11 protein-coding genes are annotated in these 13,444 nt (G+C 41.5%); 5 read left to right on the top strand and 6 right to left on the bottom strand.

Features of this window, described 5'->3' with window-relative positions; translation table 11 throughout:
* Window positions 1-123 precede the first annotated feature (123 nt).
* The 4 genes from MP622_RS14210 to erpA all read left to right on the top strand — a co-directional run bounded on the left by MP622_RS14210 (window position 124) and on the right by erpA (window position 3,974).
* Entirely contained in the window at window positions 124-1,086 is a 963-nt protein-coding gene (locus tag MP622_RS14210; RefSeq protein ID WP_104442303.1) for a putative solute-binding protein, read from the top strand.
* Window positions 1,087-1,303: 217 nt separating this feature from the next.
* Complete coding sequence (locus tag MP622_RS14205) at window positions 1,304-2,314, top strand: putative solute-binding protein (RefSeq protein ID WP_243791494.1); 1,011 nt, start codon at window positions 1,304-1,306, stop codon at window positions 2,312-2,314.
* A 190-nt stretch (window positions 2,315-2,504) separates the two neighbouring features.
* Complete coding sequence (locus MP622_RS14200; protein ID WP_243793545.1) at window positions 2,505-3,512, top strand: putative solute-binding protein; 1,008 nt, start codon at window positions 2,505-2,507, stop codon at window positions 3,510-3,512.
* Window positions 3,513-3,638: 126 nt separating this feature from the next.
* On the top strand, window positions 3,639-3,974 hold the full coding sequence (gene erpA / locus MP622_RS14195) for an iron-sulfur cluster insertion protein ErpA (protein WP_016168939.1): 336 nt from the start codon (window positions 3,639-3,641) through the stop codon (window positions 3,972-3,974).
* A gap of 62 nt (window positions 3,975-4,036) precedes the next feature.
* On the opposite strand, the gene MP622_RS14190 is transcribed toward erpA, so the two are convergent.
* Window positions 4,037-5,167: an anhydro-N-acetylmuramic acid kinase gene (locus MP622_RS14190; protein WP_243791492.1), complete on the bottom strand. Its 1,131-nt coding sequence runs from the start codon at window positions 5,165-5,167 to the stop codon at window positions 4,037-4,039.
* 63 nt (window positions 5,168-5,230) lie between these two features.
* Here MP622_RS14190 and tyrS point away from each other — a divergent pair, with 63 nt between their 5' ends.
* On the top strand, window positions 5,231-6,463 hold the full coding sequence (gene tyrS, locus MP622_RS14185; RefSeq protein ID WP_016168941.1) for a tyrosine--tRNA ligase: 1,233 nt from the start codon (window positions 5,231-5,233) through the stop codon (window positions 6,461-6,463).
* Window positions 6,464-6,524: 61 nt separating this feature from the next.
* Here the strand turns inward: tyrS and MP622_RS14180 are convergent, their stop codons facing one another.
* The 5 genes from MP622_RS14180 to dnaA all read right to left on the bottom strand — a co-directional run bounded on the left by MP622_RS14180 (window position 6,525) and on the right by dnaA (window position 13,274).
* Window positions 6,525-6,896 (bottom strand): hypothetical protein, encoded by a 372-nt coding sequence (locus MP622_RS14180; protein WP_016168942.1) that lies wholly within the window; start codon window positions 6,894-6,896, stop codon window positions 6,525-6,527.
* Between the two features lie 130 nt (window positions 6,897-7,026).
* Window positions 7,027-9,495 carry a DNA topoisomerase (ATP-hydrolyzing) subunit B gene (gene gyrB / locus MP622_RS14175; protein ID WP_243791490.1) on the bottom strand — a complete coding sequence of 823 codons (2,469 nt, stop codon included), beginning with the start codon at window positions 9,493-9,495 and terminating at the stop codon, window positions 7,027-7,029.
* A 43-nt stretch (window positions 9,496-9,538) separates the two neighbouring features.
* Window positions 9,539-10,621 carry a DNA replication/repair protein RecF gene (gene recF, locus MP622_RS14170; protein WP_243791488.1) on the bottom strand — a complete coding sequence of 361 codons (1,083 nt, stop codon included), beginning with the start codon at window positions 10,619-10,621 and terminating at the stop codon, window positions 9,539-9,541.
* Between the two features lie 14 nt (window positions 10,622-10,635).
* Window positions 10,636-11,784 (bottom strand): DNA polymerase III subunit beta, encoded by a 1,149-nt coding sequence (gene dnaN, locus MP622_RS14165; RefSeq protein ID WP_016168945.1) that lies wholly within the window; start codon window positions 11,782-11,784, stop codon window positions 10,636-10,638.
* Window positions 11,785-11,894: 110 nt separating this feature from the next.
* Window positions 11,895-13,274, bottom strand: a complete 1,380-nt coding sequence (gene dnaA / locus MP622_RS14160; RefSeq protein ID WP_131324504.1) for a chromosomal replication initiator protein DnaA — start codon at window positions 13,272-13,274, stop codon at window positions 11,895-11,897.
* Window positions 13,275-13,444 lie beyond the last annotated feature (170 nt).

Raw genomic sequence — 13,444 nt, 5'->3', positions numbered from 1 at the left:
GTAAAAGCTCTATTTTATTCAAAAAAAACATGTTTATATAAATTTGTTCCAGCAAAATCAAAAAAATGAGGTGAAATAATGAAAAAAGCCTTTTTTGTCTTGTCTACAGCAACCCTATTCAATATGCCTAATTTAGCGCATGCAAATATTAATGTTTGTGTTTTCGATTTGCTTGCCAAATCTGGGGAATCTTATAAGTTTCTTGAAGAATGGGCATTGGCCAGTAAAAACTGGGGCGCCAATATCGACCTGACGGCTTACAAAGATGAAGCCAAATTAGACCAAGACTTCAAAGCTGGAAAATGTGACGGTTTTTATATGACCTCCATGCGTGCCCGTAATTATAATAAATTTGCAGGTTCAATTGATGCATTGGGTGGGGTACCCAATAACGCGATTGCTCAAAAAGCCATTACTTATGTTTTAGACAAACGAAATCAAAAGCGTCTCATCACCAAATCAGGCAAAGAGACTTATGAAGTTGCAGGGATTGGTCAGATTGGTCCAGCCTATTTATTTGTACGGGATAAGTCCATCAATACCGTTGAAAAACTCAATGGCAAAAAAATTGCAGTGATGGAGTTTGATCAGGCACAAAAAATTATGGTGAAACGCGTGAATGCTGTTCCTGTGATGTCTGAAATTTCCAATTTTGTGAAAAAATTTAATCAGAATGAAGTCGATGTCGTACCCGCACCAGCTTATGCTTTTAAACCTCTTGAGATTTATAAAGGGCTGGGCAATAACGGTGCGATGGTCAATTTTCCCGTATTAAATGTCACAGCAGACCTAATTATTCGACCAGAGCAATTTCCAGAAGGTTTTGCAGCTCAATCTCGTCAATGGTTTGTCCGTCAATTGCCTAAAAGTTTTGCCATGGTACAGCGTGTAGAAGCCACTATTCCAAGCAAATATCGTATGGAACTCGATAAGGATGCTAAAGAGAAATATCAAAAACTGTTACGTGATGCACGGATGGATCTAACCCAACAAGGCATCTATGACCCCACCATGATGACGGTATTGAAAAAAGCCAGATGTACTATTGAGCGCACCAATTTTGAATGCTCACTTGGTGGGGAATAATTTAATGATAACTTTTTAAGCCGAAAATCCTTTTAATTCACTGATTTTATTTAAAACACAGCTTTGGATTGGACAATTTGACAGCAATTTTGCAGCGCGTGTCATTTTTTTATTTTAAATTGGAGTAAATACTCTATTTATAAATACAAAACTTGCTTAATATTGTTTGCGTGTAAGGACACTTAAAACAATAACCAATCTGAAAAGGATGAACACAATGAAAAAAGTCATGTTAGGTTTAGCTGCTTTGACTGCTGTGGGTCTTTCTACGACTACACAAGCAGCCAAAGTCGATATCTGTGTATTTGATTTGCTTGGTAAGTCAGGTGAGTCTTATCAAATGGCGCAAGAATGGGCACTAGCAGCAAAAAGCTGGGGGGCAGAAGTCAACCTCATTCCACGACAAGATGAAGCTGTCGCAGACAACGATTTTAAAGCAGGTAAATGTGACGGCGTTTTTATGACTGCAATGCGCGCACGTCAATACAATAAATTTGCTGGTTCAATTGATGCCCTAGGTGGTGTACCCAGCAATGCAATTGCGCAAAAAGCCATTAGCTTTGCCTTAGACCAGCGCAATGCCAGCAAAATGGTGACCACATTGAGTGGCAAAAAATATGAAGTGGCAGGCATTGCTCCCCTTGGCTCTGCTTTTATATTCGTCCGTGACAAAAACATCAATTCCATCGAAAAGGCTGCTGGCAAAAAATTCGCAGTCTTGGGCTATGACCAAGCACAAAAAATTATGGTACAGCGTGTTGGTGCCCAAGCTGTGATTTCAGATGTTTCAAATTTCGTGGCTAAATTTAATAATGGTCAAGTGGACATGGTGGGCGCCCCAGCCTATGCATATAAACCTCTCGAAATTTATAAGGGTTTAGGCAATAACGGCGCAATGTTTAACTTTCCAGTTCTACAAGTGACTGCTGACTTTGTGATTCGTCCTGAACAATTCCCTGCTGGTTTTGGACAAAAATCTCGAGACTGGTTTGTGAAGAATTTACCAAAAAGCTTCTCGATGATTAATCGTCTTGAAGCGGGTATTCCTGCAAAATACCGCATGAATTTAAATGCTGAAGATAAAATTAAATACCAAAAAATGTTACGTGATGGTCGTATCGATCTCACCAAGCAAGGTATTTATGATGCAGGCATGATGAGTGTTTTGAAAAAGGCACGTTGCTCTGTTGATAAAGCCAATTTCGAATGTTCGATGGCAGGTGAATAGACCATAAATCAATAACTAAGGCCTAGATTACTCTAGGCTTTTTTATTTAAGTTTTAGTCTAAAGTGCCAATGTTCAAGGATAAAAACACGCTAATCTTGAACTCAGGAAAACGGATTGCTTTACCACTTAAAATGATGAAAAACATCATCCCAACAATATAAAAAGAACGGAATAAGGAAAATTCATATGATGAAACGATCATCAATACAACTTTTGATCGGACTCGGGCTGTGTACTGCAACCAGCCTTGTACAAGCCAAACAAGTGGTCTGCGTATTTGACTTGGTCGGTAAAAGTGGTGATGTCTATGCGCTAATGAAAGATTATCAATTGGCCGCCAAAAACTGGGGGGCAGATATTGAATTACGAGTTGCCCAAAATGAAGCGGTGATTGCCGAAGATTTTAAGGCAGGGAAATGCGATGGCATTAGTGTGACTGGCATGCGCGGACGTCAATTTAATGATTTTACTGGCTCACTGGATGCGATTGGAGCCATTCCCAATCTAAAATTAGCAGTTAAAGTCATGCAAGGTTTAGCCAATCCCACTTTTAGCAAATATATGGTGAAAGGCAAATATGAAGTTGCAGGCGTCATTCCAGTGGGTGATGCCTATCTGTTGGTCAATGATCGTAACATCAATACTGTTGCTAAAGCCGCAGGCAAAAAAATTGCCGTACTGGATTATGATCAAGCGCAAAAAATCATGGTGCAACAAGTTGGTGCCCAAGCCGTCAGTTCAGATGTCACCAATTTTGGCAGCAAATTTAATAATGGTCAGGTCGATATTATTGGTGCCCCTGCAGCGGCCTTTAAACCACTCGAATTACACAAAGGTTTAGGCAACAAAGGGGCAATTGTGAACTACCCAATTTTGCAAGTTACTGGCAACATCATTATCCGCCCTGACCGTTTCCCTAAAGGCTACGGACAGCAATCACGTGAATGGGTGAAATCACAGCTTCCTCGTGCCTTTGGCATTTTAGGCAAGATGAAAGCCGATATTCCAACTAAATACTGGATGGAAGTTTCCGCAACCGACAAACCTGGCTATCAAAAAATGATGCGCGATGCGCGAATTAATTTGACTCAGCAAGGCGTATACGACAAACGCATGATGAAACTGCTGTGGCAATTCCGCTGTAAAGAAGATGCCAAAAATTTTGAATGCGGCTTACAAGATGAAAACTACAAATAATCTTGATAAAATTACTCTGCTTTGACTTTTAATCTTCGAATATTGACCATATATTGAGTATGCTATACTAGACATATGGTCTTTTTCATTTTTAAAAGACCCATGAACCGAACAGAGGAATCTATCATGACTGCTCCAGCGCTTGTGTTGACCGACAATGCTGCAAATAAAGTACGCCAATTGCGCGATAGTGAAGGCAACCAAGATCTCATGTTACGTGTCTATGTAACGGGCGGGGGCTGTTCTGGCTTTTCTTATGGTTTTAACTTTGCCGATAATATGAATGAAGATGATGCAGAATTCATCAATGGTGATGTGAAAATGCTGGTTGACTCACTGAGCTATCAATATCTCGTCGGTTCAGTGGTCGATTATATTGAAGGTCTTGAAGGTTCACGCTTTATTGTACAAAATCCGAATGCAACCACCACTTGTGGCTGTGGATCATCTTTCTCGATTTAAATCGATTATAGATAAAAAAACCTCCTATTCAGGAGGTTTTTTTATGCATGTGTTCTGGACGTTTAAACTGCAGTTATGCTACCTAAAATACGATAACCGTCAGCGCCAGTTACCGCAGGTAAATTACCACTCAAATGTTCAACAAAACGCATAGCCAACCAAGCAAAAGCTGTGGCTTCGACCCAAGTCGGACTTAAGCCCAAATCTGCGGTACTTTGGACTGTCCATTGGTGCTTGCGTAAACGCCAACGTAATTGTTCTAATAGTTGTGAATTATAAGCACCACCACCGCAGACATAGACCTCGCCTGTCTCCATTCCTGAGCGATAAATGGCTTTCTTAATGGCACGTGTGGTGAGTTTTAATAGAGTCGCTTGGACATTTTCAGGTGTATCTTCCAATTCATCATAAGCCAGCTCGTCATTGCGCCAGTCCATGATTTGGTCATCTAGCCAATCCAGATTAAAATCTTCACGTCCCGTACTTTTAGGTGGCTCTTTGGCAAAAAAATCATGGGCCTGTAAACGCTCTAACAAGCTGCGAATTGGCTGACCATAAGCTGCCCAGTTACCATTTTCATCATAAGGTTGTCCGGTATAACGATGGCACCATGCATCCATCAGAATATTGGCTGGTCCTGTATCAAAACCCGAAACTTGCTCTGGTGCACCCGCAGGTAAAAGGCTGACATTTGCAATGCCCCCTAAATTCAGAATCACACGGTGAATGCTTTCATGCTGAAATAAAGCTTGATGAAAAGCAGGGACCAAGGGTGCACCCTGCCCACCCGCAGCCATGTCGCGACGACGGAAATCAGAGACCACAGGAATTTGAGTGATTTCAGTAATAATGTTGGGATCGCCAATCTGTAAAGTAAAGCCATGCTCTGAGCGATGTCGAATGGTCTGCCCATGCGAACCAATCGCTTTAATTTGGCTACGATCAAGTTGATGCTGTTCAATCAGCGTATTGATGCCTTCACCAATCATTTTTGCCAAAGCCACATCAGCCTTGCCCATACGATCTATTTCGTTATCATCAGGCAAAGTGAGTGCCATCAGTTCATTTCGTAAATCGGGGTCAAACGCTAAGGTAAGCGTGGCATGCAACTGCAATGGGTCGAATGAAGCGGCCACAATATCTACCCCATCCATGCTGGTGCCGGTCATTACCCCAATATAGATTGCTGTCATGATTATTCTAAAGCCTGCAATGTGCTGAAAAAGTGTTAGTATATCGCACAAATTGAATAACTGATGTGTTTGGGTTTTGTGATGTCAAATTTCCTGCCGGCTGAAGAACAACTTGCCCTCATTCAACGAGGCACTCATGAAATTATCTCTGAAGAGGATCTATTAAAGAAACTCAAAGAGAATCGTCCTTTAAAAATTAAAGCGGGCTTCGACCCGACTGCACCTGACTTACACTTAGGTCATACCGTGCTGATCAATAAATTAAAAACGTTCCAAGACCTTGGTCATGAAGTGTTTTTCTTGATTGGTGACTATACGGCAATGATCGGTGACCCTACGGGTAAAAGTGCGACTCGCCCACCATTGTCACGTGAACAAGTCTTAGAAAATGCCAAGACCTATCAAGAACAAGTGTTTAAAATTCTTGACCCGAACAAAACCAAAGTAGTGTTTAACTCGGAATGGTTTGCGACTAAAACTGCGGCTGATTTAATTCAGTTGGCTTCACAGCAAACTGTGGCGCGTATGTTAGAACGTGATGACTTCACTAAGCGTTATAATAATCAACAACCGATTGCCATTCACGAATTCTTGTATCCACTGGTACAAGGCTATGATTCTGTTGCCTTACATGCCGATGTGGAACTTGGTGGGACAGATCAAACCTTTAACTTGCTGATGGGTCGTACCTTGCAAGGTCGTTATGATCAAGAAGCGCAAGTATGTATTACCGTGCCAATTCTTGAAGGTTTAGATGGCGTCAACAAAATGTCTAAATCTTTAGGCAACTACATTGGGGTATTTGATACGCCTGGGGCAATGTATCAAAAAGTACTTTCCATGCCAGATGCTTTGATTGAACGTTATTTTGATCTGCTCAGCTTTAAATCACTTGAAGAAATCAAAGTCTTGTTGAAAGAAATTGAAGATGGTCGTAACCCACAAGAAGTGAAGAAGATTCTTGCACTTGAGTTGGTCGAACGTTTCCACGGTGCTGAAGCAGCTGCCAATGCGCATAAAGGTGCTGGCAACATCATTACCGAAGGTGAATTACCAGAAGGAACACCTGAAATTACGATTTCACGTGCCGAGTTTGGTGGTGAAATGTTTATTGCTTCGATTGTACGCGCTGCGGGCTTAACCAAAAATGCGGCTGCTGCCAAAGACGCTGTTTCACGTGGAGCCGTTAAAGTCGATTGGAATGTGGTCGATGCCGGCTTCTCTGTGAAAGAAAATATCACGGTGATTGTTCAAGCAGGTAAAAAAGCCATCGCGAAAGTGACTTTCACTGACTAAGACCAATCCCCAATAAATTAAAAGCAGGTCACACGACCTGCTTTTTTATGCTGAAATCAATTCAATCACATAGATCAACCAGTTTCTTTTTGCAAAACCGTAGTTCAATAATTTGCCATGCATCGGCTTGAAAGGACCAAGTTTCTTGAACGACCTGTCCAGGCTGCGCGAGATGGAGCAAGATTCGGCATTCAGTTTGTGTCGGGTTAAACTCAAATATTTCAGTTTGAATGTCTAAATGACGAGGCTTCCAGACGCCGTTTTGAACTGCATGCTCAATACATGCATAACGACTCAAATTACTTTCTACCTTCCCTTGTGCCTCATATACCACTTTAAATTCTGGATGCTCGTACACCATTAATTCCTGTACTTGTCCCGTATAAAAAGCATTCAGCCAATGATCTCGACACTGTTCCAAACTTAAATCCATATGCTTTCCGCTCAGTTATTTTTAGTCAGCATGCCAGAACAATACGACAGTTTAATAACCATCACTAAAAACCAACAAAGTCTATGCAATAAAAAAGCAGCCCATAGGCTGCTTTCAAGGTGACATGCTGTTAGGCATCAATATCGGCATTTAAAGCATTCTCTTCAATGAAGGCACGACGTGGTTCGACATCATCCCCCATCAAACAAGAGAACATGCGATCAGCCTCAATCGCATCATCAATTGTCACTTGCAACATATTACGATTGTCAGGGTCCATCGTGGTTTCCCAGAGCTGCTCGGCGTTCATTTCACCCAAACCTTTATAACGTTGGATCATCATGCCGCGACGCGAGTCTTGTAAAATGTGTTGCCATACTTGATGGAAATTGTTGACCGCAATCTTGCGTTCGCCCTTCTCTAAATATGCACCTTCTTCAAGCAAGCTAAACCAACTCTTCGAGTTTTTCAGCAAACGGACATACTCACCCGAAGATAACAAGCCTGCATCAAGCAAATAGCTGTGCGGAAGGTTGTGCACATAAATCGTGATACGTGGGAAATACACCACTACCTTCTGACCATCAGCCAGCTCTTTATCAAAAGCTTCCAAGGTCAATTCAGGACGCAAGCTCGGCTGAGTTTTTTCAACAGCAGCACGCAATTGCTCACCCCACTGTTGTACATAAGCCAAATCTTGTGAATGATCAAACTTATAAGCATCCATTGAGATCAGACCATCCAACAAGCTTGCAGGATAACGCTGAGTTAAACGCTGTAGACTCTTTTGCGAGGTTTGATAATCCGCAATCACGTTGGCTAAAGCTTCGCCACGAATCGCAGGCGCTTCAGCACTAATATGCAAAGCCAAATCATCAATCGCATTTGAAATCAGGAAGGTTTCCAATGCTTCATTATCTTTGATGTATTGCTCTTGCTTACCTTTTTTCAACTTATACAATGGTGGTTGGGCAATATAAATATGACCACGTTCCACCAATTCTGGCATTTGACGGAAGAAGAAAGTTAACAACAAAGTACGAATGTGTGAACCATCGACGTCGGCATCGGTCATGATAATAATTTTATGATAACGTAACTTATCAGGATTGTATTCTTCACGCCCAATACCACAGCCCAAAGCGGTGATCAGCGTCCCCACTTCCTGAGAAGAAATCATCTTGTCAAAGCGTGCACGTTCTACGTTCAAGATTTTACCTTTCAAGGGTAAAATGGCCTGCATTTTACGGTTACGCCCTTGTTTCGCCGAACCACCCGCAGAGTCACCCTCGACCAGATACAATTCAGACATTGCAGGATCTTTTTCCTGACAGTCTGCCAATTTACCTGGCAAACCAGCAATATCTAAGGCACTTTTACGACGCGTCATTTCTCGGGCTTTACGAGCCGCATCACGAGCACGAGCCGCATCAATAATTTTGCCAGCAATTGATTTTGCAGCAACAGGATTCTCAAGCAAATACTCAGAGAACGATTTGTTCATCGCCTGCTCAACCGCAGGTTTCACCTCACTCGATACCAATTTTTCTTTGGTTTGTGAAGAGAATTTTGGATCTGGCACTTTCACTGAAATAATTGCAGTTAAACCTTCACGCGCATCATCGCCCGTAACTGCTACTTTTTCTTTTTTCAGCAGACTCTCATTTTCCATATAGCTGTTTAAGCCACGGGTCAGTGCTGCACGGAAGCCTGCTAAGTGTGTACCACCATCTTTTTGTGGGATATTGTTGGTGAAGCAACGGACATTTTCTTGATAAGTATCATTCCATTGCAACGCTACTTCCACTCCAATGCCATTTTCAGCTTGAGTGGTAAAGTGGAAAATGTCATTCAGATGGTTTTTGCCCTGATTAATGTATTTAACAAATTCAGATAAACCACCTTCATAGTCATATACATGTTCTAAATTAATTCGCTCATCACGCAGAACAATACGCACACCTGCGTTCAGGAAAGATAATTCACGTAAACGACGCGCCAAAATATCGACATTAAAAATCGTTTGGCTAAACGTTTCTGCACTTGGCCAGAAACGTACAATCGTACCTGTAGTTTCTGTATTACCAATGACTTTAAGTGGGTACTGTGGGTCACCGTGACGATATTCTTGTTGATGAATATGCCCAGCACGATGAATGGTTAACTCGAGTTTGCTCGACAAGGCATTTACAACGGAAACACCTACACCGTGCAAACCACCTGAAACTTTATAACTATTATCGTCAAATTTACCGCCAGCGTGCAGAATCGTTAAAATAACTTCTGCGGCAGAAACCCCTTCTTCAGGGTGAATATCGGTTGGAATACCACGACCGTTATCAGAAACACTGACCGACTCATCTTCATGAATCGTCACCAAGATTTCATCACAATGACCAGCTAAAGCTTCATCAATGGCGTTATCCACCACCTCGAACACCATGTGATGCAAACCTGAACCATCATCAGTATCGCCAATATACATACCTGGGCGCTTACGAACGGCATCCAAACCACGCAACACTTTGATGCTAGAGGAATCATAAGCCTTTTCGTTGCTTTGTTCTGTTTGAGTGACAGATTGGTCTTCTGAACTCATGGTTACTCCCTAGTGAAAAATCGGTCTATCCAAAGATGGGAAATCATTGCACAACACATGCTACTTGGCCATTTTCCACGTGGAACAATTGGTGGGAAATAGACAAGTCATGTAAATGTTTTTGCACAGATTCATGCTCTAAAGTGGTAATAAAAACTTGACTACCAAGTTGGCTTAATCGCTCAATTAAACGTTGTTGTGCGGCTAAATCTAATTCTGCTGTCAGATCATCTAATAATACCACAGTTTCCTTATTACAGGCATGTAGCATTGCAATCTGTGAGAGTTTTAGCGCTATAATCAGTAGCTTTTTTTGGCCGCGGGATAAAACAATATCCGCCTCCCCGTTGGGAGTTTTCAGACGTAAATCGGCACGATGTGGACCATATTCTGTATATCTTCGGTCAACATCTTTTTGATGGTGAATGCATAGGTCTTGTAGCAATCCATGTTCAGTATGAAAGCCAGCAATATATTGCAGCTCAACACTTAAGTTAGGCAGCAGATAGTGTAGATCTTGCTGAAAAAATACATTCCACTGTTCCACAATCGCAACCCGCTGTGAATGCAAAATTTCACCATATTCACCCAACATTTTATTCCACGGTTCTAAGCTTTCTAGACTTAAATACCGCTGTGACTTTAATAGGCTATTGCGTTGTTTTAAGGCACGCGAATAATATTGCCACGCATGATAAAACTCTGGTTCCACGTGAAACATTAGCCAGTCGAGTAACTGTCGTCTTGGCTTGGCACCTTGATCAATAATATCGGTACTTTGCGGATCGATATGCTGTAAAGGTAGTAGTTTGGCCAACTGCCCTTGTGTGGCAATATGATCTCCATTCACTTTCATGACCTGCTCGCCATTAATATGCTTTTGCATTCCAATTTTTTCACTGGAAGATTGGGCAAAAACAACAGCATTCTGAGCATCATGCAGAATATAGTGTTTGGGAATATGGGTGCGAAAGGAACGACCCGTCGCCAGCAAATGAATCGCCTCCAAAATTGAAGTTTTTCCCGAACCATTCGCACCATAAAAGACGTTAAACGGCTGCAACTCAGAGAGTGCAACCGTTTTTAAATTACGAACACGTTCGATGTTTAAACGCGTAATCTGCATAATAAATCTAGCGATTACACACGCATTGGCATAACAACATAGGTCTGATCAGCATGTGCAGGATCATGAACCAATACTGATTGGTTGGCCTCACTCATGGTCATCGATACATCATCACCATCTAGGACACCAAGCACATCCAGTAAATACTGTGCATTAAATGACATTTCTAACGGTGCATCGTTGTACTGAATTGCCAAATCTTCAATCGCTTCATCTTGCTCAGGGTTATTGGCACGCAATTGCAAAGTATCTGCACTGAAATTCAAGAATACGCCACGCAGTTTTTCATTACTTAAAATCGAAACACGCTGTAAAGACTGCTTAAACACATCATGAGCAATTAATACATTTTTATCACCACCACGAGGAATGACACGGCGATAATCTGGAAATTTCCCATCGATCAGTTTCGTGGTAAAACGAACAGTAATGGTTCCCTGCTCTTTATCGCGGCTTGGTGTATTAATGGTCACATTCAGTAGTTCACGACCAATTAATAACGACAATTGCTCATCTTCAATGCTCAGTAAACGTTGTAATTCACCCACGGCTTTACGCGGTACAATCGCTTGAATCAACTGTTGCGTATTTGAAGAAGCCAATGTTTCACACAAGGCCAAACGGTGACCATCTGTTGTGACTGCACGCAATTGATTTTCATCAATTTCTAGTAAAGTACCTGTTAAATAAAAACGAACATCCTGTACAGCCATTGCAAAGGCCGTTTTTTCAAATAAACGTTTTAATTCACGCTGAGTGACCGCAACTTGTGTGCCTTGTGTGTTTTCTGTATTAAGCAACGGGTAATCTTCGGCAGGCAAAGTCCCCAATACAAAACGGCTGTTCCCCGATTTCAGAATACAGCGCTGATCTTCGGTAATTTGAATATCGATTAAGGCAGAACTTGGTAAAGATTTACAGATATCCATCAGTTTACGTGCAGGTACTGTCGTTTCACCCGCTTGTAAGCACGCACCTTCCATTAAATTGGTACTCGCAACCAATTCAACTTCTAAATCTGAACCTGTAATCGCCAAAGCATTTTGACTCACTTGTACTTTAACATTCGATAAAATGTTTAAGGTGTGGCGACGTTCCACCGCTCCTACTACATGTGAAAGAACATTAAGTAAACTTTCTTTGGCGATTTTTAAACGCACGATGCATTCCTCGAAAAAACTGAAGATGAAATATAAATAAATGTGTTTTTAGCAGTGTACTATGCGGCAGAATATACCGCATTGCAAGAATAGAATTTGATCAATATAGATTAGCTTTGCAGCAGGCGTTGCAAGTTTTTGTAATCCTCATTAAAGATCGGATCATCCTCTCTGAGGCTTTGTACTTTTTCACACGCATGCATGACAGTGCTGTGGTCACGACCACCAAATGCCATACCAATTTCAGGAAAACTGTCCCCAGTCAGTTCACGTGCCAAGCCCATTGCCAATTGACGAGGGCGTGCATAAATACGCGTCCGTTTAGGACCAATTAACTCTTTCAATGGAATACGGAAATATTCGCTTACCACACGTTGAATGTTTTCTGTACTGATGGTTCGAGCACGAATCGCCAATACATCTTTCAGTGACTCGCGCACCACATCAAGATCAATCGATGTACCTTTAAACCGTGAAATAGCGACGACTTTATTGAGTGCACCTTCTAACTCACGGACATTGGCAACCACTTGTTGTGCAATAAATAACGCACAATTACGTGGTAAATCTACGCCACTACTTTGAGCTTTCTTCAATAAAATCTCAATTCGCGTTTCAATATCAGGAGGTTCTACACCAACCGACAAGCCCCAAGAAAAACGCGAAACTAAACGGGCATCGAGTTCCGTCAATTCTTTAGGATAACGGTCCGAAGTTAAGATAATTTGCTTCGATTCATCCAGTAAGGCGTTAAATGTATAGAAAAACTCGACCAAACTGGCTTCTTTTCCAGCCAATAAGTGAATATCGTCCACCAGAAGTAAGTCTAAAGAACGACAGTTTTTCTTAAATTCTTCAACTTTGCCTTGTTGTAAGGAACTGACAAAATCTTGCACAAAGCTTTCAGCGGTCATATACATCACCCGTGCATTTGGCTTGGCTTGTAATAAAGCATTTCCTACCGCTTGCATTAAGTGAGTTTTACCTAAACCTGTCGGGCCATATAAAAACAAAGGGTTATGCTGAGAAGCCCCCAATTGAGTCAATACTTTACGGCAAGTTTCAGCGGCCATTTGGTTGGAACGACCTTCAACAAACAGTGAAAAAGTAAATAAGGGATTTAGCAATCGCTTTTTGTTTTTTAGCGACGAATCATCTTTTTCTTTCTTTGGCTTTACCGCTGGTACAGGGGTTGAAGTTTCCAAGGCTGCTGTTGTTGTAGCAGGTTGTTCACTTGGAGATAAAATTGCACCTGGGCGAGAATCCACCATGATTTCCACATGACGTACTCGTCCTTCTGACAATTGCTCTGCCAAAATAGTAATAAGTTCTAAATGATGTTCTTGAATATAACGCGTCCAATATGGATTAGGCGCATATAGTCGCAAAGTGTCTTCTAACTCTTCAGCAACTAAAGGGCGAATCCACATTGTAAAAACATTTCCAGAGAGCTCTTGTCGCAAGCGAGTTAAGCAGTCTGTCCAAAGCATGTGAAACCCCTATTCATCCATTTTTAAATTTAAAAACACCACTGTCCGCCAAAGCGGGTCGCCATTCTAACCAAGTTATCCACATCTGTCATGAAGAATTCTGCAAAATTTGCTCAAAAAAGAAATAAACAATCTAAATTTAAATTCAAAACCTCATGTGGATAAAAGTA

Origin of the sequence: Acinetobacter sp. PK01 (assembly GCF_022819285.1) — a bacterium.
Taxonomy (GTDB): domain Bacteria; phylum Pseudomonadota; class Gammaproteobacteria; order Pseudomonadales; family Moraxellaceae; genus Acinetobacter; species Acinetobacter tandoii.
The sequence above is the reverse complement of the archived record's forward strand: the minus strand, read 5'-3'. Positions and strand labels throughout refer to the sequence as shown.